This is a genomic window from Paenibacillus sp. NRS-1782 (genome assembly GCF_050467685.1).
GTDB lineage: Bacteria > Bacillota > Bacilli > Paenibacillales > Paenibacillaceae > Paenibacillus > Paenibacillus terrae_A.
This window is the reverse complement of sequence record NZ_JBITPH010000014.1, coordinates 94408-114900: the sequence shown is the minus strand read 5'-3', so window position 1 is coordinate 114900 and position 20493 is coordinate 94408. Positions and strand designations below refer to the sequence as shown.

The following is a 20493-nucleotide window of genomic DNA, read 5'->3' as shown; positions in this document are numbered from 1 at the left end:
TCTGTCAGCCTCCCATTCAAAATGAAGAATGATTTATGGTAAAAAACAGCTCGCAATCCATGCTTGCAGCGCCGCCACAGCGATCCGAGGCCAGCCCTAACGATGTTTTATAAAACACAAACGGTCCCCCGTCATGATCCAAATGCTGCACAGCCTCCACCTCCAGACGCAGCACGCTGGCATCATAATCCAGCCTGACCGCTGCATTCACTCCCTTCCATTCCACAAAGCCTGTTCCCGTATAAGGCTGAATACGGCTGATCAAGTTCTCTTGCACATCCCACGGCTGTATGCTCCCGTCAGACGTCTCAAACTCAAAATGATCTGTGACGGTAAGCTTCGCCCCCTCATTCCCCTCCAACACATGCCATGCAAATGAGCGGGTGAACAGTGCCAATTTCTCTACGGGATACGCAGATGTCAAATCCAGCTTAAGCCCTGTACCCGCCTGTGCGGCCCCTTGCTCTCCCAAGGCAATATCCCGCACAACTGCCTGTGCCTCTGCACCTAATTGCTGCATGATCCCGTTAATAACAGGCACAGAATGACCGCCAGAGGAAATGTTGGTGATCGACTCTCGCCCCGGTGAGAAATAGGCTTTAGTATATAAGCCGGCTCCCAGATCACACAGCAGATTTTCACCACCGCCATGAAGGATAAAATGTCCCAGATCATTGTGATTGTGCGGTTCATCGTTATGCCCCCCCTTAGCTGAAAAGGAGAATATTGGGCCCTGTTCAACTGTCAAAGCTCCACATATACTGTGGTTGTGGCTTTGGCTGCGGCACATCAACCACCCGAGTTGTGGCAAATAATCGACTACAGCCTCACTGTTCCCAAAGGCCAAAGGTTCCGTCCAGACCAAATTTCGCAATACATGCGCCCAACGACGGCAAGGGTCCTCCAGTAGACCCGGTATGCGGAAAGGCAGTGTAGACGGTCGTCCCTGCAAAGCATTCAAACGAGATATAAGTCCGGAAGGAAGACGTTCGGTTTCACTGCTGTCCGAATAATTGGCGAAAATGCCTTCCGACAGATGAACCCGCTCCGCAAAGGCTGCTATTTGCCTAATTTTTTCCGAGCTGAGGACATCCACAGCCCCCTCGGTAAGTTCTCCCAGCATGGCGGCAAAATAGATAAAATGGCCAAAGCCGTACACCCAGTAGCCGACTCCTTCGGGACAACCACCGTCCTCCCTGTACCCTGCCAAGAAGCAGTCCAGCGCACCGAGCATTTTCTCGATAGCCGCAGCCTTGCGTGGATCGTCTTCTGCCAGCAGCAACACAGCGATTCCGCAGCCAGAAGCGCATACAGCCGCCCAGTTGTGATCCGCTGTTTCCCACTGAAAATGACGCGGCTCCCAGAATACAGGTTCTAAAACACGTCGTTCTACCTCACCACGCACCTGAGCGACCACAAGACTATCCAGTTGCTCACCTAGCAGCAAAATGATTTCAGCCAGCGTTTGCGCGGTTTCGGAAGCGAATAAATCCACCTGCTGCCAGGGCGGCGTCACCGTGTCCTCTTCGCTGACATGTGCAGGAAGTGCCCATGTATACTCCCCACAGATGTCCAGCAGACCGCTTTCCACCTCTTGGATCCGCCAAGACTCCGGTTCGGCAACGGCGGCCAGCACTAAGGCAACCAGTCGTCCACGCCGTTCAAAGTACACATCCTCATATGGCTTGCGCTCCCCTGTATTCGCAAACTGCCGGAACAGAGACAACGAAAGCGTCGGCCATGGCGTTTCCCGGTTATTCTCACAGACACGCTCAATATCCTTCCAAAGCCCGGTATAGTTCGGCTCAGAAACAGTCACCCGCAGTCTTTTCGTCCACTCATGCCTTAACCGCTGCCTTGCTGCATCTGACGCGCCGCCAGCCAGCACCGTGACGAGCCGCGAAGCAGGCCAAGCCTCCTTCAGAAGACTCATTTGTATTTCCTCCCCATGAGACACATTCGTTTTCGCCTTTTTTGTTAACGCTTTCATTGTATCTAACAATCCGCCTAAATTCAAAGGGGTAGAGAACAATATCGCAAAACGCAAAAGAACCTCCACGCCACGTTGCTTTGGTCATGGAAGTTCTTGTTTTACGCTATTTCCAAGCTTCGTCCAGATTCGCCTGGATTTATCGTTTCTAGGCTTTGGGCTTTTCTGATTTCCAGTTTTTAATCCCGTCATCCTCCAGAATACCAAGTGCTGCATCTGAGATATTAGGATCACGCAACAAAGCATCCTCGACTCTGAATTTGATATCGTCCGCATCTGCCAGTGTCATTCCTGGTGTAAGCTCGATAAGCCCTTCTACGTGATAATAGCGTCCCTCCTGCAAAATACGCATTTGGTAAATATCCGTCACATGCGTATCTGCAAGAATAATGGATGCCACGCGTTCTTCGATATCAGGGGGAGCAGATACTCCAATCAAGCCCACCATATTGTCGTAGCCAACCCGAAACGCAACGCCTACCATAAGACAACCGATGAGAATACTCGATATCCCGTCCAGCAGTTTAAAATCTGTCAGCGAGGTAACCACAACAGCCAGCAGAGCAAGCACACCACCCGTTGTTGCTACCAGATCCTCATAAAACACCAGACGAGTTGGCGGTGCAGCACGTCCCACATTGCGAAACGCAGAGGTGAAAATGCCGAACCCTTTCGCCTCCATTCTGGATTCATGCAGCACTTCCTTCATCGCTTTGCTCCATACAAACCCGTCAACCACCAGAGACAAAATCAGGACCACCACATTAATCCAAAATCCATGCGTGGATTCAGCCGGATGCTGCAACAAATGGATGCCTTCCAACGCGGTTTCATAAGCCATGATCGTTACGACAATAACCGCGAACATACAGAACAGGTTAATCACCCGTCCAAAGCCAGTAGGAAAGCGCTTTGTCGGCTTTTTCTCTGCCAGCACACTGCCAGCGAATACAAACACCTGGTTCACCGCATCTGCAATCGAATGCATCATGGTGGCAAACATGGAACCGCTGCCTGTCAAGGCAAAAGCAATCCCCTTAATTATCGCAATACCGGTATTACCCAGTGCCGCCGAGCCTGAGGACTTGTTCCCCTTTTTCACCAGACTCCAAAATGAATCTTTTTTCTGCTGCTCATCCATCCTGTAGCTTTCCTCCTGAGGTATACATAATTTGATATCGCCACATTATGTAATCTTTTGTTATGTATTATTTTTAACCCGTCCATATTTTACCTAACCATTCGGGGAGAAGCAATACAAACAGCGATTTAAATGCCATAAAAAAAGAATGCTCCACGTCATCCTGTGACGCGAAGCATTCCCTGTTCACCCCTCTGTGATACACTGCATCAGGTTAAGAGCACAGATGACCTGATTACCAACTTGCTTTCGTAACGCCTGGAATTTGGCCTTTATGAGCCAGTTCGCGGAACGCGATACGGGACAGCTTGAATTTGCGCAGGTAACCTCTCGGTCTGCCTGTCAGCTCGCAACGGCTTTTCAGGCGAGTCGGGGAAGAGTCACGCGGAAGCTTCTGTAATGCTTCGTAGTCCCCTTTTGCTTTCAGTTCACGTCTCAGGTCTGCATATTTAGTTACAATTTCCTGACGCTTCTTCTCTTTTACTACTTTCGACTTCTTAGCCATGTAAAGCTCCTCCTTGTGATATATGCCAATCATGAAGGCTCTCCACCCCTGCCACTGGATGGACGAACACGGAAATGGACATAATTTTCATATAAATAGTAATAGTTACGATTATCATTTAATATAACGATGTTTCGGGTGGGTTGTCAACCCAATCTGATGTCCTATGAACATAATGGATTAAACTAACCGAATGAAAAAAAACAGCGTTAGTCTGAAATTTGAACATAAAAGTTTCAGACTGCCGCCGCTATTGAGATATCATCGTGTTATCATTGCTCTTTCGTAAATGAAAGAAATTAAATTTTAGAATAACGTTCTGATAGTTTCTTTTTATGGGAGTGAAATACTTCTTCTAAAGGAATATCATATTTATTGGCTATTACAATTAGGTTGCCTAATACATCTCCTAATTCTTCAATAAGCTCCTGTTTGTTTTCCTCAAATGAGCCCTTTGATTCGTCAGGTCTATCTCTACCGATTTCCAAAGCTCTTATCGCTCGTGCCACCTCGCCCGTTTCTTCTGCTAAAAAGCCGATACGAATAAAAATATCTAACTCTGACCAGCCCCTGCTTTCATAGTAATCTTTTACCCACTCTTGGAATTCAGCAATATTCATTTTCACCAGCCTCCATTTTCATTTCTCAAGTTTATCAAATATTGAAAGTCAGGTATAATATGATGATGAACATTTTACGAGGAGGCGCTACAAAGTGAAAAAAATAGCCGTTTTTTGTGGGTCAAGTAATGGAGCAGCTGATGTTTATAGAGAAGGTGCCAAATCCCTTGGTAGAGAATTGGTTAGACGCAATATCACGCTTGTTTATGGAGGGGCAAGTGTTGGCATCATGGGAGCTGTTGCGGATTCGGTATTAGAAGCAGGCGGACATGTAATCGGCATCATACCAAGTTTTTTGGAAAACAGAGAAATCTCCCATAAGAACTTGTCAGAGCTTATCATTGTAAACTCCATGCATGAGAGAAAAGCTAAAATGACTGAGTTGGCAGATGGCTTTATTGCCTTGCCAGGCGGGCCAGGAACGTTGGAAGAATTTTTTGAAATGTTCACCTGGGCTCAACTAGGACTCCATAATAAACCTTGCGGACTCTTAAACATTAACTCTTTTTATGATCCTCTCGTTTCATTATTTAATCATATGTCAGCGGAGCAATTTCTGCATGAAAAATACCGTACAATGGCACTTGTGGATACAGACCCAAAGGGCTTACTTGACCAATTTAGTACATATGAACCGCCTACCCAGAAAACTTACATTATTGAAGAAAAACAAACCCGGTAACTTGTCGTATCCCGTCTAATATCAATATATTCATAACATCCAAAGAAGCCGCTGAAACAGCAGAACCGATCTGATACAGTGAACGGTCTGCCGTTTCATTCAGCCAAATGGCAAGCCACCCAATGATCTGGTCGAGCCTCACGATAGAGAGGTACTTCCTTGGAGCAGCGGTCATGAAAATAGCAGGATGTTGTCAGCTCCAGTGGATTAGGCACTTGTCCAGGGATGGAGTACAGTTCCTTTTGACGCTGATTTAGCACCGGCTTGGATTTTAGCAATCCTTGCGTGTAAGGATGCTCTTGGGATGATTAAATAGCTGTACCACTTCGCCTTCCTCGACAATCTTGCCTGCGTACATCACAATGACGTAATCTTCCATTTCTGCAACAACGCCCAGATCATGGGTGATCAGCATCAGAGACATATGGGAATTAGCTCCAACGCCCGCTAGTGCGCTTCCTTGCGGCCCACTTTCAAATGCTCGACTAGCGGCTCGGATAACTGTTCCCCAATGGTCATGACCGGATTCAGCGATGACATCGGCTCCTGAAAAATCATAGATATCTCATGACCGCGAATCGTGCGCATCTCATTTCTGCTAAGCCCCAGCAGATCGGTATCCTCAAAACGGATGCTTCCGCCTGCCACTTTACCGTCAGGGCTCTGGATCAGACCCATGATTAACATCGCAGTGATGCTTTTGCCACAGCCTGATTCGCCGACAATACATACCGTCTCCACCGACTTCACACGGAAGCTGACATCATCCACCGCCTTGACCGTGCCTTCTTCTGTATAAAAATGAGTGCCTAAATGCTCACTCAAAAGTACATTGTTCATGGTGTAAGATCACCTACCTCTTATGTACTCCGCACTACCTGTATTGAGCATACAGCCCGATAAAAAAAGATGGAACAGACATCGCAGCAAAAATCACCACCATGACGAGGGTATCGAACCACGAATACTGCTTATAAGCAGCAACCACACCAATTATGACGGCAATTACCCAAGTCAGGAAGGTCGATACAATCGCCAGTAAAAACGAGTTCCAGATATATTCATTAAAGAAGGCTGTCTCCCGCAATATCGCAAGAGACAACCTTGTTTAGCATAAGCTGAGCTTTATAGAGTTATTTATTAATAGCTGCTACTTTCCACTCCAGAATTCCGGTAGATGCGGAACCCTTGGATACCATTTCAATTCTTAATTTCGTTGTTTTCACAGGTGTAAAAGTGGTCGTATTATATTGATCTGCCACAGTTCCCAATCCTTTGGCCTGCTTGACATTAGACCAGCCTTGACCGTTCCAATACTTAATCTTGTAAGACTTGGGAACATCAATGCCGGAGCCATCCTTGAACCAATAGACATCCGTTTGAGATAGCATATGTTCTTGATTAAAATCATATTGAACCCATTGCGTTCCCACCTCAGGCCAGTTGCCGTATACAGCATGACTTCTATCATTGGAATTGGCCGGTTCAAAGCCGTCATTGAGTGCGCTCACATTTTCCCAAGATGAAGTATAAGAGCTGCTAGCCGTTGCCGCAGGCGCAATATTCACGATTTCATTCGGATCTGTTACAACTGGACCCTCGTCGTCTTTAGTCGTGCTTGGAAAACGAGAAGTATCCTTTTTGATCTGACTCCAGGTATAACGCAGCATCCAAATATCCCAGTCGGTGATATGATCGGAATCACCAGCCCACATAATGGTGTTCGTTGGGAAGCCGCCCGGTGGACGCTCGTGTGCTTCATAGAAATCGTTTAATCCAAATCCATGCCCAATCTCATGTTCGGTAATCAAAATCTCATCAGCGTTCAACGTGCTCAGAATGTATTCATCACTCATACGCTGTCCCCAGTCGCCGCCGGCTCCCCCACCGAAATTTTCTGTAGCCCAGAGATACATATCAAAGCGTTTGTCCAATCCACCCGGATACGAATAGTTGGGGTCTGAAAAATGCTCAAATCTGGATATTTCATCAGGCGCAACGGGAAGGGCAGCAGGAATTTCCGGTTGCTCGGAAGCTAATCCATCTGCAATCGTATCCGTATAAACAACCTCATCTGGCTGCTTGTCCAGCAGCAGTGAAGGATCGGCAACAGCCCAGCCTACCACCTTCACTTTAATATTCTTATAGGGCCAGCCATCATATCCCTGGAGATGCTCCGTCCAATGGTTCATCTGACGACCTAGCATTCTGGCAATATCTTGACGCTGTTGAAGCGTAACTGGCTTAGAAGATTGCCAGCGCACTACATAATTTAGAGTTCCTTTTCCCGCAAAAATTTGATCAAAAATCAAGTTTTTACGGTTAGTCGAGCCTTCGGTCAGCATTCTATTCTTCCAAACCCACTCCACTGATGATTTGAGATAAGCTGGCATATCAGCCAGTGTCGAGTTACTTGTTGCCGCAACCACGGCACTCCCATTCATATGCGCATCCGCCGATACAAAACTAGCATTTCCCATCAGTAATGAACTAGCAATCACCACAGAAAAAGAAGCTGCCATCATTCCTTTTTTCTTCAACATACATATACCTCCATAACTATTTAATATGATTACGGTAGTTTTCCTGAAACGATTAATTCAATCACCTCGTTTTTCGTGTTTTTGTATGATCTATGAGATCAACGATAATCTATCAATCCTCCTTGTCGTTTTTTGTAATATAATCTCAAATCATATTATCACTGGATTATTGCATCGTCAATATTTTCCTTAATGAATTAAATTAGGTATTTCGATATCATATTGGAACGAAGTCGCCCCTTCATGTTCAAGAAACTGGTATTTTGTGAAACGAAAAAACCGCTTCTCCACTAAAATCAATTCCATCACAGAATTTGATTTTGGAAGAAACGGTCCTTTTCATCAGCTTCTTTGCACTATTCTACGTATCTTTTATCGGGTAGGAAAACGAGAGGTATCCTTCTTGACCTGGCTCCAGGTATAACGCAACATCCAGGTATCCCACTCTGTTATCTTGGAAGAATTTCCGGCCCACATAATGGTTGGCGTAGGAAACCCACCGGGTGGACGATCACTTTCTTCATAAAAGTCTGGCAAGCCAAATCCATGCCCCATCTCATGCTCTGTAATATGGACTTCATCAGAGTTCAGGGTGCTCAGGATATAATCATCGGGCATGCGTTGTCCCCAGTCACCACCGGCTCCACCTTGAAAATTGGCTGTCCCCCATAAATACATATCAAACCGCTTGTCCAAGCCACCAGGATAAGCATAGTTTGGATCTGTAAAATGCTCAAATCTGGAAAGCGCGTCAGGAGCACCTGGAAGCTTAGCAGGGATACTCGGGTTCGTTTTGCTTAAATCATCTGTAATCGTGTCAGTGTAAACGATTTCATTTGATTGTTTGTTAAGAATCTGAGACGGATTTGCAACGGCCCAGCCTACTATTTTTACTGTAATATTGTCATACGACCAGCCATCATACCCCTTCAACTGCTTATTCCAATTATTGACTTGGCGACTCAGCATGGAAGCCATATCCTTGCGTTGCTGAAGCGTGAGGTTTTTGGGAGATTGCCAGCGCACTACATAATTTAGCGTCCCTTTTCCCGCATATATTTGATCAAAAATCAAATTTTTACGGTTGGTCGAGCCTTCTTTGACGATTCTATTCTTCCAAACCCATTCTACGGATGGCTTAAATTTTGCAGGTATGTCCGTAGCAGCCAAGCTAACACTCGTGGACTCTATTTCAGAAGTGCTTTCCAAATTAGAAGCTACTGCACCAACATTAGCCCCGCCAACCAGTAAAGAAGCAGCCACTACCAATGAAAAAGAAGCCATGATCATTCCTTTTTTCTTCGGCATTTCTTTAACCTCCATATCATTTTATTTGATTGTTGTATTCATAAAATAGCAATCGGAATCTCTTATCTCTCCCCTTTCTTTTGATTTGAAAAAAAATACAATTTTATATTATCATTAGGATGCTATTTCGTCAATATTTTCCTTTATAATTTAGAAAAAGGTAATTCTTTTGTTCGTTTAACAAATTAAAAACCCCTTCTCTACATAAGAAGGGGCCTAGCATTGAAAAAGAGTAGACTCACATCTCTACTCTATGGATACTAATGCCGATTCTGCCAGTGAAGCCAGCAGCTTCGCCGTTCCCGGCAACGCGCGTTCGTCCAGATCGAAGGCTGGATGATGCCATTCCTGACTCCCCGAAGTGCCGACAAAGACGAACACACCGGGGATGCTCTTCTGGTAAAGCCCGAAATCCTCACTCGCCGAGGAAGGCACGGGGCGAACAACCTCCAGACCGGCCGCTTGGGCCGCCTGCTCCGCGATGACGGCCAGCTTGCCGTCATTCAGTACTGGTGGCGGTCCCTCGATCCAGCGGATGTTCGCTTTAGTGCCAAAAGCATCAGCCACGCCCCTTACGACCTGCTCGAAGCGTTCAGCCACCTGTGCGCGCACGTTCTCATCGAACGTCCGGATCGTGCCGTCCAGATGGGCACGGTCCGGAATGATGTTCCAGGCGTTGCCGCTGTGCAGCTTCGTCACGCTAATCACCGCGCTGTCCAGCGGGTTGACGCTCCGGCTCACGATGGATTGCAGCGCCGTAATGATGTGCGACGACACGACGATCGGGTCAATCCCTGCATGCGGCACTGCCGCATGCGTGCTCAGACCCTCTACCTCGATGTAAAAGCCGTCTGCCGCCGCCATCAGCGGGCCTTCCTTAATGCCGACCGTGCCTACAGGCAGGTCCGGCTTGTTATGCAGGCCGAATATGGCCTGCACGCCTGCCAGCACACCGCTGTCCAGCACTTGGGCTGCTCCTCTCGCCTTTTCCTCCGCTGGCTGAAACACCAGGCGAACCGTGCCTTTCAGCTCCTGCTCCCGCTCTTTTAACAATACGGCAGCTCCGAAGAGGGATGCCGTATGAAAATCATGCCCACAGGCATGCATCTTGCCCGGATGCAGTGAAGCATAGGGCAAGCCCGTCTCCTCCTGAATCGGCAACGCATCAATGTCCGCGCGAAGCGCTACAATCGGCCCCTCCTGCTGCCCGCCGATTTCCGCTACCAGCCCGGTGCGCAGCGGCACATCCAGGATGGTTATGTTCTGTTCTTCCAGCAGACGGCGGATATAGGCGGTAGTTTCAACCTCCTCGTTAGATAGCTCGGGATTTCGGTGAAGATGGCGACGAATGTCCACCAGCCTCTGCTCCAAAACCCGCTCCTTTGTCCCGGTTGATCCGCTCATCCCTATTCCTCCTTTGTGGTTCCAAAATGGTTACAACTTTCTCAAGCCAACAACATCTAGGACTGAACAGGCAAACCAGCAAAAGCTTCATGCAACAGTTCAAATGAGCGGACGCGCTTTCCGATATCCCGTATTCCTGTCGTTACGATCAGCTCATCAGCCTGATATTTAGCTTGAATTTCCGTCAATGCAGCATGAATTTCCTCTTTATTTCCCTTATTGATTTGCGCCTGTGTAACTTCAATTGTATATTCTTCACCCGATTGCTTACCGAACTGCTCTGCACTTTCCAGCGTGCCCACCGTAGCCGTTTTGCCGCTGGCCAGATGAATTTTGTACAGCTTGTGCTCACCTGCCAGCTCCGCAGCTTCCTCGGAAGTATCAGCTACAATGACGGATAGTGCAAAAAGAACCTTCGGCTCACGACCAAGACTATAATCGAATGACTCCCGATACGTGCGGAATGCATCCAATGCGACCTGCTCGCTACTATTTATAAACTGCGAGAAAACATAAGGCGACCCCAAACGTGCAGCAATTCCAGCACTGTCTGCACTCGTGCCCAAAACATAAATATCCGCTGGTGTTTCCGGAATTGGATTAGCCTGTAGCCCTGCTAGCGGTCCTTCTTCAGACGGAATATTATGAATATAACGGCTCACTTCATCAATCTTTTCTTCAAGAGAAGGCGCATCATGCACGTCGCGTTGTAACGCCTGTGTGGATTTCGGTAGACCGCCCGGCGCACGTCCAATGCCCAAATCTACGCGACCCGGTGCAAGAGACGCCAGTACATTGAAATTTTCGGCCACTTTATAAGAACTATAATGCTGAAGCATCACTCCGCCAGAACCGATTTTAATACGCTCGGTGCGTGCCAGCAGATGAGAAATGAGTACCTCCGGCGAAGAGCCTGCAACCTGCTCAGAATCATGATGCTCCGATACCCAAAAGCGTGAAAATCCCAGCTCATCTATACGCTGCGCTAGCTTAATCGTGTTTCGAAGCGCCTGTGCCGCCGTTTCTCCCTCGTGTATAGGGCTTTGATCCAATACTCCGATTTTAATACTCATGTCTCCCTCTCCCGTCTAAATTGAATAGTTATATTCCGGTGTAATCCGTTTCAGGAATTGCTTCGTCCGTTCCTCTTGGGGATGATTGAAAATGTCGTCCGGGCTGCCTTCCTCGATAATGTGGCCATCATCCATAAATACCACGTGATTGGAGACATCCCGTGCAAAGCCCATCTCATGCGTGACGACAATCATCGTAATTCCTTCCTTTGCAATCTTGCGAATAACCGACAGCACCTCACCGACCAGCTCAGGGTCTAGCGCCGATGTCGGCTCATCGAACAAAATCACTTCCGGGTTCAGCGCCAAAGCACGCGCAATGCCGACACGCTGCTGCTGTCCACCGGATAGCTGGCTCGGATAATGGTCCAGCTTTTCGCCCAATCCGACCTTTTCGAGCACTTCAATACTGATCCTCTTCGCTTCCTCCTGCTTCACCTTACGGACGACGACAAGCCCTTCCATCACGTTTTCCAGCGCCGTTTTATGCTTGAACAGATTGTATTGCTGGAAGACCATGGCCGTTTTTTGGCGCAGAGCCAAAATATCCTTCTTCGCAGGTCGCTTGCAGTTTACCGTAAAATCGCCAATGCTGACCTCCCCGTCATTCGGCTTTTCCAGATAATTGATGCAGCGCAGCAACGTCGTTTTCCCCGAGCCACTCGGTCCGAGAATGACAACGACCTCTCCCTTATTCACAGTTAAATCAATGCCTTTGAGCACCTCATGCTTGCCGAACAATTTCGTGATATTTTGCAGACGGATCATGATGCTCTCCCCCCATTAAACACATTGATTTTTTTCTCCACCAAGCCGGAAATTCGTTCAATCAGCACCGTCAAACCCCAGAAAATCAGTGCTGCCGCGATATAAACCTCCAGGTACTTCCAGTTTGTAGATGCTAAAATTTCAGCCTGAGCCTGGATTTCCGTAACGGAAACGGTAAAGGCCAACGTAGAGCCATGCAGCATCCCAATAACAGAATTCGTCAGGTTCGGCAGACTAACCACGAACGCCTGTGGAAAGACGATACGTCTCAGCACCTGCCACGTCGTCATGCCAACCGCATAAGCCGCCTCGATTTGCCCCCGGTTCACCGATTGAATCCCGGAACGGACCACCTCGGACATATACGCGCCACTTGTAATCGAGAACGAAATGAGTGCAAATACCATATAGGGAACATCTTTGGAATGAAACGACCAGCCAAAATGCTTGGCTCCCGCATCAATGAACAAAGGTAAACTGAAATAAATAAGCAGCAAATGCATCAGCATCGGCGTACCCCGGATAAAGGTAACGTAGCCATGGGAAATCTGGGACAACACAGGCACCTTATAAATTCGGGCCAGAGCCGTGATAATTCCGATGACCAGTCCCGCCAGTACGGAGACCACCGTAATGATTAACGTGTTGGGCAACGCCGAGAACAACCCCAGAAAGGCTGTATATATAAATCCAAAATCCAGACTCATATGCTCTTGCCTCCTTTGCTAAGACGAAGGGCCAGATAACGCACCACAAAACTTTTTCGTTTCTTGGGCTCGCTTTGGACTGTATCCCGATGCTCATGCCTGAGAAGCGTATTTTCCAGTACCTTGAACAGCTTTTGCAAAATCAGACTGACGACCAGATAAATAAGAGACAACGCGATATAGGTTTCAACAAAATGCTGGGTAGCCGCGCCCAGTGTCTGCGATTTCCCCGTCATCTCCATAGCTCCGATGGTAAACGCAAGCGAAGTATCCTTCAGATTGGCGATCACCAGATTGGAAAATACCGGAACCACAACAGCCAGCGCTTGCGGCAATATGATACGTGTAAAAGTCTGATAGCCTGACATGCCGACGGACTGTCCTGCCTCGATTTGTCCCCGATCTACCGCCTCTACACCGGATCGGATAATCTCGGAAATAAAGGCCCCGCTGTTTAGCGCATAGGTTGCTATGGCAAACCACAACACATCCCATCTGGAGGAATTGATATCCACCAGCTTCAGTAGCTCAGGCAAGCCGTAATACACCAGAAAGAGCTGGATCAGAATAGGCGTTCCACGAAAAAATGAAACATACACCTGAGAGACACGTTTGAGAAATGGAATATTATACATACGAGGCAGCGCAACCAGCAGGCCAATGATTAGTCCTAACAAAAGCGAGCTAGCCACAATAAACAATGTGATGTGTAAATAAGACAGCATTTTCGGGATAAAGCTAAAAACATAATCGATATTAAACTCTCTGCTCATATGCATGCCTCCTTTCCTATACATCAGCGGTCAGAATACACGGGGTACCCTGACCGCTGAAATATTTAAGCTTATCGCTACTTCTTGCTGGTTGTTCCTTCTTTTTTCACATCTTCCAGAGACTTCGTGAAATCTTCTCCAAGCCATTTGATGCTCAGCTTCGACAGTGTACCGTCGTCTTTTACTTCCTGAATGGCTTTATCCAGATCATCTGCCAATCCTTGCTCATTTTTGTTCAGTACATACAACACATCCGATTGAGTCAAAGGATCACCGACGGTTTTCAGAGCTACTTCTCCTTTTTCATCGGTATTAAAGCGGTTCGCGAAGTCTGTCGTAATGGTAGCATCTATACGGCCGCTCGTAATCTGTTGCACCGTATCATTGGCTGCACCACTTGTATAGACAATGTTCAGGGCATCTCCATGTGTCTTGTTGTATTCCTTCAACACATACGCCGCATTACTGGTCGGACTGGTAAGTATCTTTTTTCCTTTCAGATCATCAATCGAGTGAATGGTATTGTTATCCTTCGCTACAGCGACTCTGTTCAGGAAAATACTGTACGGATTTTTGTTGAACAGATACTTCTCTTCACGCGCCGGGTTTTTTTCCATTTGATGCGATACCAGATCAATTTTACCGGCATCGAGACTCAGCAGTAGATTGCCGAAGTCCATCGTTTTGAATTCAAATTCGTATTGAGGCAGGCGCTTGTCCAGCTCCTTAATCAGCTCAACGTCAAAGCCTGTTAAATTTCCGTTTTCGTCGATAAAGCATACATTTTTAAATTGAGTGCCTGTACCTACAATCATTTTTTTCACGTCATCGTTGGAACCGGACGCGCTAGACGCGTTATCAGAGGAGCCGCAACCAGCCAACACCAGAATAATCGCTATAACAGACAATATTGCAAACCACTTTTTCATATGAATCCCCCTCGTTTCTTTGTATATCAGCAGTTTGCGACATACATGGTAGCTGCCACATTAATCAATAATTCCTATGAGTTTAATCGGTTTTAGGATGTGACTAATTTAACACCTGCGCTCATTTACGTCAATCCACCCGGCACTAGAACATTTCATCCATTCCGGATTTTTGCAAACTCCTCACATTTGCAAAACGGTTTACAAAACAGCACCCCGAAAACCTTCTGTCAATGCATCTGCAAAATCCGAGCTCACCGCACAGTCTTCCTTGGTCGCCACAATGCTAATCTGCATGGACAACTCAGCTACCTCTGGTACATGAATGCGAAACAGTTTTTTATCCTTCACCTCACGGTTCACACAAACGTCCGGCAAAAAGGCAATCCCTGCTTCTTCCAGCACCAGCTTCTTGGCTGTAACCACATTATCTACCTGAAAGGCAATATCCGGCGGCTGCTCCAGTGATTCAAAAGACCGATGAATCCTCATCCAGTCCAGTGATCCGCATTCAAAAAACACCAGCGTTTCGTGCTGAATATCCTGTATGCTGGCCTTTCCAGCCTTCATAAACGGGTGACCGTCATATACATACAGGGAAATGGGATCTTCATAAAAAGCAAGCGTACGAATGGCCGGATGCATCACTTTACGGACAAAACTAATGTCTACCTCACGGTTCAATAGCTTATGTACCAGTTGATCCGTCGTTGCCGTCACAATTTTGTAGTTAATCTCCGGATAACGAGCGCGGAGCTGCTTTAATATCTCAGGAATGATATAGTTCGACACCGATATCGTGCAGCCGATTCGAATTTGCTGAGGAGTTTTTTTGCGCTGTTGAAGCTTCTGCTTCCCTTTTTGCAGCACCTGAAGCATTTGCTCCGCATAAGGAAGAAACTTTCGTCCATCCTCCGTCAAAATGGTTTGCTTGCTTTGGCGGTCGAACAGCTTGCATTCCAGCTCACGCTCCAGCGTCTGGATCCGGGCTGTGACAGAGGGCTGTGATAAGAACAACGCATCTGCAGCCTTGTTAAAACTGCCATAATGATTCACGTATACAAAGGCTTCCATATTCTCGATATTCATACACAAGTCCCCCAGTGAGTTTAAAATACATTTTATCCAATGCGTTAACTTGGTTTTTTGTATCATAAAACTCACTGAACGCCCTGTCAATGTAAAAATTGAAAATATTTATTACTTTAATAGCTCCGTCAGCTCTTTTACAGAGCGATCCAGCCGTGAAACCAGTTCCTCCGACAGCCCGTATGCTCCATCCAGCAAGCGTTCAACCCACTGATCTACCGCATACACACCGCCGAGAATATGTCTTCCTCCCAACGCGTTAAGCACTGGCTTCAAAGCGTAATCAATGACCAGCAGGTGAGCCAGCGTGCCTCCGATAAATAAAGGAAGTACGGGCTTACCTCGCAGCCCCTCCTGCGGCACCAAATCCAAAAATATCTTCAACAAGCCGGAATAGGCGGCTTTGTACACAGGAGATGCTACAATAATGGCGTCTGCTGCTGCAATTAATGCAAGTGCTGCTGTAATATCGGGACTGTTAAAGTTAGCCCTCACCAGATCCTCGGCTGGCAAGTCGACCACATTCAGCAATGTGACCTCCGCTCCAGCCTGCTGCAATTGCTCGGTCGTATAGTTAATCAAGCCGTATAGACGGGATTGTGTAGACGGACTGCCTGACAGGATGACAACCTTGGACATGCTTTTCCCTCCTTCTGTTATGCGTCTATCTTCACTTTAGATTTAGCAGCTGTGTAGCGGTTCTCAGGAATCGGTACACCCAGGTTTTCACGCAATGTGCTAAATTCATAATCCTGACGGTAAATGCCGCGCTCCTGCAAAATAGGTACCACCAGGTTTACGAAATCGTGCAGACCCGACGGTACATCAGAACCGATAATGAATCCATCTGCGCCTTTTCTTTCAAACCACTCCTGCACCCGATCCGCCACCTGTTCAGCTGTACCGATAAACGCAGTTCTAGGTGTTGCCGAACGCAATGCCACCTCGCGCAGCGTCAGATTCTGCTCTTTGGCCGTCCGTTTGATTTTATCCGTGCCGCTGCGGAAGGAATTGCTGCCGATACCATCTAGCTCTGGGAATGGCTCATCCAGCGGATATTGTGAGAAATCATGATGATCGAAGAAACGACCCAAAAATTTTAAAGCAGCCTCAATCGTCACCAAATTGGTAATTTCCTCATACTTGCGCTCTGCTTCCTCCGTCGTGCTGCCGATAATCGGTGAAATGCCCGGCAAGATGACAATATCCTCTTCGGATCTGCCATAGCGTACCGCCCGTTCCTTCACATCACGGTAAAACTGCTGCGCTTCCTCCAGCGAGTCATGTCCCGTAAATACAGCATCCGCTTCCTTGGCGGCCAGATTTTTTCCATCCTCCGAGGAGCCTGCCTGGAAAATAACCGGCTGTCCCTGCTTGGATCGTCCAATGTTCAACGGACCCTGCACAGAGAAAAACTCGCCTTTATGGTTCAAGGTATGCAGCTTTTCAGGGTCAAAGAACACGCCGGATTCCTTATCACGAACGAACGCATCTTCTTCCCACGAATCCCACAGTCCTTTGGTTACCTGCAAATATTCCTCCGCAATCTTGTAGCGCTGTGGATGTGACGGATGCTCGCCTTTGCTAAAGTTAAGGGCAGAGCCTTCCAAAGGGGAAGTCACCACATTCCAGCCTGCACGTCCTCCGCTGATATGGTCAATGGAAGAAAATTGGCGTGCTACTGTAAACGGTTCGCTGTAGGAAGTCGACAGCGTGCCAACCAGCCCGATATGCTTCGTTACCCCGGCCAAAGCGGATAAAATCGTAATCGGCTCAAAACGGTTCAGAAAGTGAGGAATGGATTTCTCGTTAATGAACAAACCGTCTGCGATAAAAACAAGGTCAAACTTGCCTTCCTCTGCCTTTTGCGCCTGTGTTTTATAAAATTCAAAATTAACACTCGCGTCCGCAGGCACTTCAGGATGACGCCAAGTTGTCATGCTACCTCCAACACCATGAATAATGGCACCAAATTTGATTTGTCTGTGTTTCGCCATGAACTGTTCACACCTCTCATGAAAATTATTGTTACCCCACGGCAAATCATTGGTTTTCAAGGCAGCGTAGCCTTCTCACCTTTTCCCGCTGGCTTATACCGCTTGACTGTAGCTTTCCAGCACTTTACCCAGCTCTTCCAGATCTGGGTTGAGCAGCGCCTCATATTTGTTATCCCCGCCTATCTCAACAACAGGGACAAAGCGAACACCATATTTAGTCTCCAGTACGTCACGCAGGGCATCATTTCCGTCCACTTGAATATTTTCATAAGGCTGATTTTGGGATTCCAGATACGATTTGATCTCTCCACAAAAATGACAGCCTGTTTTAGACCACAATACAACTTTAGGTTTGGATGACATATACATACCTCCGTGAACTTAATGTTTATAATTCCGATGAATTAAATAAGAATTATAGTTATAATGTATCCTGCCCACCCTATTCCGTCAATCGCCTGTGTAATAGACATTGATAATGCAACGATAGAAAATTTTAATGTTAGTTAAACTGAACTAAAAAGAATACTTGGAGTTTAAACAGACCTTGGTGCGGACATGCTTGGAATATTAGCGCACTTGCGGCAGAATGAGATGAAATGAGGTTGAATATATGCAGGATTGGGCCGAGGTTTCTTTGCGCACATTAATGGCTATCGCTATATTATTTTTAATTACCAAAATTCTCGGAAAACGCCAGGTATCGCAGCTTTCCTTGTTTGAATATATAACGGGTATTACGATCGGTAACCTGGCTGCTTCTATTCCATTGGAACGGGAGTCCTCCTGGTACTTGGGCACTATATCGTTAGCGGTATGGGTTCTGACGACACTGGGCATTGAATTTTTGCAAATTAAAAGCAAGAAGGCCAGAGATTTTGCCGATGGGAAAACCACAATCTTGATCAAGGACGGCAAAATTTTAGAAGACAATCTGAAAAAAGAGCGACTGACCCTGGATGAACTCATGGAGCAGTTGCGGAGCAAGAATGTATTCAAGGTATCTGACGTAGAATTTGCCCTTATGGAGACCAGCGGTGAAGTCAATGTGCTGTTAACCAAAGAAAAACAGCCCTTAACGCCTAAGGATCTGAATATGCGGCAACTACCAGAGAAGGAACCCACAGCCATTATTATGGATGGACAACTCATGGAGCAGCAAATGGCATACATGGGAATTACTCAACAATGGCTGGATGCAAAGCTGAAGGAAAAGAGCCTGACGGTCAAAGACGTATTTTTCGCACAGGTGGACCCGCAAGGGGAGTTATACATTGACCAATACAGCGATAACGTACAGATGTCCAAGGTACAGGACTCTAATCAAGCCGTGCTGACGCTGCTGGAACAATGCACGACTGAACTGCAAAAGCTGGCAACGGGCTCCAGTGAGCAGCAAAGCAAGCAGCTTTTTGAGCAATGCTCACAAAGCTTAAAGCAAGCAATTCAGGAAATGAAGCCGATAAATCCAACTGAACCCTGAGTATACAAGTCTATGACATAAGCATACGAGCATGGTAACCCAAAGGGAGCGTCTTCAAGGCCATAAATGGCTGAAAAGGCGCTCCCTTTGATTTTAATCATTTCATCTATTTTATATTGTAAAAAAGTAATCTCGTTCTACCTTGCTCACTCTTAAACCAAACGTTTTATACCATTCAGCTTTCCCTTTCTCCTGTGCTACCTTGTGCAGCTCATTCTGTTTCCAATTTTTTATAGCGTCTAAGGATTCCCAATAAGAAACCGTGATGCCTACTCCGTTGTGGTCACGAACACTTTCCATGCCCAGAAAACCAGGCTGGTCAGCAGCCAGCTCCTCCATTTTGTCTCCCATCTTTCCATATCCGCCATCTCCTTCAGTACGTTCAGAAGTAAAGATAGCAGCATAATAAGGGGGCTGTGGCGTTTTTGCAATTGAATTCATAGGTACCTCCCAGAAATGAAATGGTTATCAGCTTTTTCTTAAGTCTGGATTTTGCAAAATCCTCAAGTTCGATTATAACCACAAAACTAAGATAAAAAAAATGAATATATATGATACTATGTATGAATATATTTCATTTAACGCAGGAGGATACATGAATTTGTTTAAATATAAGGTTTTTCTTAGCGTAGTTGAAACAGGAAGCTTCACCAAAGCAGGAGAACTTCTCAAGCTAACACAATCTGCCATTAGCCATGCCATTTCTGCTTTAGAACATGAAATAGGATTGACTCTTCTGATCAGAGGTCGTTCAGGCATCAGATTGACCAACAACGGAGAAAGATTAATGAAGCACTTCAGAGAGATTATACAAATGGACGAAAAGCTCTATCAAGAGGTAGCTTTAATTAAAGGATTGGAAATCGGAACCGTAAAAATAGGTACGTTCTCAAGTGTATCTATTCATTGGTTGCCCCGTATTATAAAAAAATTCAACGAGCAGTTTCCTCTTATTGAGATGAAACTGCTCGATGGGAACTACCATGAAATTGAAAGCTGGTTAGCCAACGGGGAGGCTGATTTTGGCTTCGTAAACCTACCCACGTTAGACACGTTAGAGGCGCTGCCACTAAAAGAAGAAAGAATGCTTTGTCTGCTTCCTTCCAATCATATTCTTAGGGAGCAAGCCGCCATTCGTGTGGATCAGCTCATAGATGAGCCTTTCATTATGCCTGTTGCAGGCTGTGACACCGATGTGCGAAATATTTTTTCACAGCATAACATTTCACCGAAAATTAAATATGAATTAGAGGATGACCATGCCATTATGGCTATGGTGCAAAACGGGCTGGGCATAAGTATTCTTCCGGAAATGATTTTAGTTCAAAATCCTTATGAACTTTGTATTCGGCCTTTGGAAGGAAAACATTCCCGCACTATTGGTATCGCTACCTCTTCTTTAAAGAATGTTTCTCCAGCCGCCAAAAAATGTATGGACTTCATTGCTGAGTGGATCACTAAGTCCATATGACATGCTATTT

21 protein-coding genes and 2 pseudogenes are annotated in these 20493 nt (G+C 46.5%); 3 read left to right on the top strand and 20 right to left on the bottom strand.

What is annotated here, in order from left to right:
- Positions 1–16: 16 nt before the first annotated feature.
- From ACIFQM_RS05585 to ACIFQM_RS05570, 4 genes are all read right to left on the bottom strand, one after another.
- On the bottom strand, positions 17–1933 hold the full coding sequence (locus ACIFQM_RS05585; protein WP_430039203.1) for a hypothetical protein: 1917 nt from the start codon (positions 1931–1933) through the stop codon (positions 17–19).
- Between the two features lie 205 nt (positions 1934–2138).
- A complete protein-coding gene (locus ACIFQM_RS05580; protein ID WP_430039205.1) occupies positions 2139–3131 on the bottom strand; it encodes a cation diffusion facilitator family transporter in 993 nt (330 codons plus the stop codon).
- A 235-nt stretch (positions 3132–3366) separates the two neighbouring features.
- Positions 3367–3636 (bottom strand): 30S ribosomal protein S14, encoded by a 270-nt coding sequence (gene rpsN / locus ACIFQM_RS05575; RefSeq protein WP_134909863.1) that lies wholly within the window; start codon positions 3634–3636, stop codon positions 3367–3369.
- A gap of 299 nt (positions 3637–3935) precedes the next feature.
- Entirely contained in the window at positions 3936–4256 is a 321-nt protein-coding gene (locus ACIFQM_RS05570) for a MazG nucleotide pyrophosphohydrolase domain-containing protein (RefSeq protein WP_025685550.1), read from the bottom strand.
- 94 nt (positions 4257–4350) lie between these two features.
- On the opposite strand from ACIFQM_RS05570, the gene ACIFQM_RS05565 reads away from it, so the two are divergent.
- Positions 4351–4938 carry a TIGR00730 family Rossman fold protein gene (locus tag ACIFQM_RS05565; RefSeq protein WP_430039207.1) on the top strand — a complete coding sequence of 196 codons (588 nt, stop codon included), beginning with the start codon at positions 4351–4353 and terminating at the stop codon, positions 4936–4938.
- Here ACIFQM_RS05565 and ACIFQM_RS05560 read toward each other — a convergent pair.
- The 15 genes and pseudogenes from ACIFQM_RS05560 to ACIFQM_RS05490 all read right to left on the bottom strand — a co-directional run bounded on the left by ACIFQM_RS05560 (position 4913) and on the right by ACIFQM_RS05490 (position 17892).
- Complete coding sequence (locus ACIFQM_RS05560) at positions 4913–5080, bottom strand: hypothetical protein (protein ID WP_430048083.1); 168 nt, start codon at positions 5078–5080, stop codon at positions 4913–4915. The genes ACIFQM_RS05565 and ACIFQM_RS05560 overlap by 26 nt on opposite strands.
- A pseudogene (locus ACIFQM_RS05555) lies at positions 5034–5778 on the bottom strand (ABC transporter ATP-binding protein). Before ACIFQM_RS05555 ends, ACIFQM_RS05560 begins: the two are co-directional and overlap by 47 nt.
- A gap of 49 nt (positions 5779–5827) precedes the next feature.
- A pseudogene (locus tag ACIFQM_RS05550) lies at positions 5828–6007 on the bottom strand (diguanylate cyclase); the annotation flags it as partial.
- Positions 6008–6071: 64 nt separating this feature from the next.
- Entirely contained in the window at positions 6072–7481 is a 1410-nt protein-coding gene (locus tag ACIFQM_RS05545; protein ID WP_430039209.1) for a discoidin domain-containing protein, read from the bottom strand.
- Between the two features lie 372 nt (positions 7482–7853).
- The gene (locus tag ACIFQM_RS05540; protein WP_430039211.1) at positions 7854–8789 is read right to left on the bottom strand and encodes a dockerin; all 936 of its coding nucleotides are present in this window, start codon (positions 8787–8789) and stop codon (positions 7854–7856) included.
- 246 nt (positions 8790–9035) lie between these two features.
- On the bottom strand, positions 9036–10193 hold the full coding sequence (locus ACIFQM_RS05535) for an amidohydrolase (RefSeq protein WP_430039212.1): 1158 nt from the start codon (positions 10191–10193) through the stop codon (positions 9036–9038).
- A 56-nt stretch (positions 10194–10249) separates the two neighbouring features.
- Positions 10250–11266: an LLM class flavin-dependent oxidoreductase gene (locus ACIFQM_RS05530; RefSeq protein ID WP_430039214.1), complete on the bottom strand. Its 1017-nt coding sequence runs from the start codon at positions 11264–11266 to the stop codon at positions 10250–10252.
- 15 nt (positions 11267–11281) lie between these two features.
- The gene (locus tag ACIFQM_RS05525; protein WP_430039216.1) at positions 11282–12034 is read right to left on the bottom strand and encodes an amino acid ABC transporter ATP-binding protein; all 753 of its coding nucleotides are present in this window, start codon (positions 12032–12034) and stop codon (positions 11282–11284) included.
- Complete coding sequence (locus ACIFQM_RS05520) at positions 12031–12741, bottom strand: amino acid ABC transporter permease (protein ID WP_044645547.1); 711 nt, start codon at positions 12739–12741, stop codon at positions 12031–12033. Before ACIFQM_RS05520 ends, ACIFQM_RS05525 begins: the two co-directional genes overlap by 4 nt.
- Positions 12738–13514: an amino acid ABC transporter permease gene (locus ACIFQM_RS05515; protein ID WP_430039220.1), complete on the bottom strand. Its 777-nt coding sequence runs from the start codon at positions 13512–13514 to the stop codon at positions 12738–12740. The genes ACIFQM_RS05520 and ACIFQM_RS05515 overlap by 4 nt, the downstream gene beginning before the upstream one ends.
- 77 nt (positions 13515–13591) lie before the next feature.
- On the bottom strand, positions 13592–14443 hold the full coding sequence (locus ACIFQM_RS05510) for a transporter substrate-binding domain-containing protein (RefSeq protein ID WP_430039222.1): 852 nt from the start codon (positions 14441–14443) through the stop codon (positions 13592–13594).
- A gap of 201 nt (positions 14444–14644) precedes the next feature.
- On the bottom strand, positions 14645–15532 hold the full coding sequence (locus ACIFQM_RS05505) for a LysR family transcriptional regulator (protein WP_430039224.1): 888 nt from the start codon (positions 15530–15532) through the stop codon (positions 14645–14647).
- 111 nt (positions 15533–15643) lie between these two features.
- Positions 15644–16171, bottom strand: a complete 528-nt coding sequence (gene ssuE, locus ACIFQM_RS05500; protein WP_430039226.1) for an NADPH-dependent FMN reductase — start codon at positions 16169–16171, stop codon at positions 15644–15646.
- A gap of 17 nt (positions 16172–16188) precedes the next feature.
- The gene (locus tag ACIFQM_RS05495; protein ID WP_430039228.1) at positions 16189–17529 is read right to left on the bottom strand and encodes an LLM class flavin-dependent oxidoreductase; all 1341 of its coding nucleotides are present in this window, start codon (positions 17527–17529) and stop codon (positions 16189–16191) included.
- Positions 17530–17622: 93 nt separating this feature from the next.
- Entirely contained in the window at positions 17623–17892 is a 270-nt protein-coding gene (locus ACIFQM_RS05490) for a glutaredoxin family protein (RefSeq protein ID WP_430039230.1), read from the bottom strand.
- A gap of 250 nt (positions 17893–18142) precedes the next feature.
- Here ACIFQM_RS05490 and ACIFQM_RS05485 point away from each other — a divergent pair, with 250 nt between their 5' ends.
- On the top strand, positions 18143–19012 hold the full coding sequence (locus tag ACIFQM_RS05485; protein WP_430039232.1) for a DUF421 domain-containing protein: 870 nt from the start codon (positions 18143–18145) through the stop codon (positions 19010–19012).
- Between the two features lie 111 nt (positions 19013–19123).
- On the opposite strand, the gene ACIFQM_RS05480 is transcribed toward ACIFQM_RS05485, so the two are convergent.
- A complete protein-coding gene (locus tag ACIFQM_RS05480) occupies positions 19124–19453 on the bottom strand; it encodes an antibiotic biosynthesis monooxygenase family protein (protein ID WP_430039234.1) in 330 nt (109 codons plus the stop codon).
- Positions 19454–19607: 154 nt separating this feature from the next.
- Here ACIFQM_RS05480 and ACIFQM_RS05475 point away from each other — a divergent pair, with 154 nt between their 5' ends.
- A complete protein-coding gene (locus ACIFQM_RS05475) occupies positions 19608–20483 on the top strand; it encodes a LysR family transcriptional regulator (RefSeq protein ID WP_430039236.1) in 876 nt (291 codons plus the stop codon).
- The last annotated feature ends 10 nt before the right edge of the window (positions 20484–20493 follow it).

Bases quoted from the DNA above. Each gene is read 5' to 3' on its own strand.
- ssuE (WP_430039226.1), bottom strand. From the start codon at position 16,171: ATGTCCAAGGTTGTCATCCTGTCAGGCAGTCCGTCTACACAATCCCGT.
- ACIFQM_RS05540 (WP_430039211.1), bottom strand. From the start codon at position 8,789: ATGCCGAAGAAAAAAGGAATGATCATGGCTTCTTTTTCATTGGTAGTG.
- ACIFQM_RS05520 (WP_044645547.1), bottom strand. From the start codon at position 12,741: ATGAGTCTGGATTTTGGATTTATATATACAGCCTTTCTGGGGTTGTTC.
- ACIFQM_RS05580 (WP_430039205.1), bottom strand. From the start codon at position 3,131: ATGGATGAGCAGCAGAAAAAAGATTCATTTTGGAGTCTGGTGAAAAAG.
- ACIFQM_RS05495 (WP_430039228.1), bottom strand. From the start codon at position 17,529: ATGGCGAAACACAGACAAATCAAATTTGGTGCCATTATTCATGGTGTT.
- ACIFQM_RS05505 (WP_430039224.1), bottom strand. From the start codon at position 15,532: ATGAATATCGAGAATATGGAAGCCTTTGTATACGTGAATCATTATGGC.
- ACIFQM_RS05570 (WP_025685550.1), bottom strand. From the start codon at position 4,256: ATGAATATTGCTGAATTCCAAGAGTGGGTAAAAGATTACTATGAAAGC.
- ACIFQM_RS05530 (WP_430039214.1), bottom strand. From the start codon at position 11,266: ATGAGTATTAAAATCGGAGTATTGGATCAAAGCCCTATACACGAGGGA.
- ACIFQM_RS05490 (WP_430039230.1), bottom strand. From the start codon at position 17,892: ATGTCATCCAAACCTAAAGTTGTATTGTGGTCTAAAACAGGCTGTCAT.
- ACIFQM_RS05510 (WP_430039222.1), bottom strand. From the start codon at position 14,443: ATGAAAAAGTGGTTTGCAATATTGTCTGTTATAGCGATTATTCTGGTG.
- ACIFQM_RS05525 (WP_430039216.1), bottom strand. From the start codon at position 12,034: ATGATCCGTCTGCAAAATATCACGAAATTGTTCGGCAAGCATGAGGTG.
- rpsN (WP_134909863.1), bottom strand. From the start codon at position 3,636: ATGGCTAAGAAGTCGAAAGTAGTAAAAGAGAAGAAGCGTCAGGAAATT.
- ACIFQM_RS05485 (WP_430039232.1), top strand. From the start codon at position 18,143: ATGCAGGATTGGGCCGAGGTTTCTTTGCGCACATTAATGGCTATCGCT.
- ACIFQM_RS05480 (WP_430039234.1), bottom strand. From the start codon at position 19,453: ATGAATTCAATTGCAAAAACGCCACAGCCCCCTTATTATGCTGCTATC.
- ACIFQM_RS05535 (WP_430039212.1), bottom strand. From the start codon at position 10,193: ATGAGCGGATCAACCGGGACAAAGGAGCGGGTTTTGGAGCAGAGGCTG.
- ACIFQM_RS05475 (WP_430039236.1), top strand. From the start codon at position 19,608: ATGAATTTGTTTAAATATAAGGTTTTTCTTAGCGTAGTTGAAACAGGA.
- ACIFQM_RS05585 (WP_430039203.1), bottom strand. From the start codon at position 1,933: ATGAGTCTTCTGAAGGAGGCTTGGCCTGCTTCGCGGCTCGTCACGGTG.
- ACIFQM_RS05515 (WP_430039220.1), bottom strand. From the start codon at position 13,514: ATGAGCAGAGAGTTTAATATCGATTATGTTTTTAGCTTTATCCCGAAA.
- ACIFQM_RS05545 (WP_430039209.1), bottom strand. From the start codon at position 7,481: ATGTTGAAGAAAAAAGGAATGATGGCAGCTTCTTTTTCTGTGGTGATT.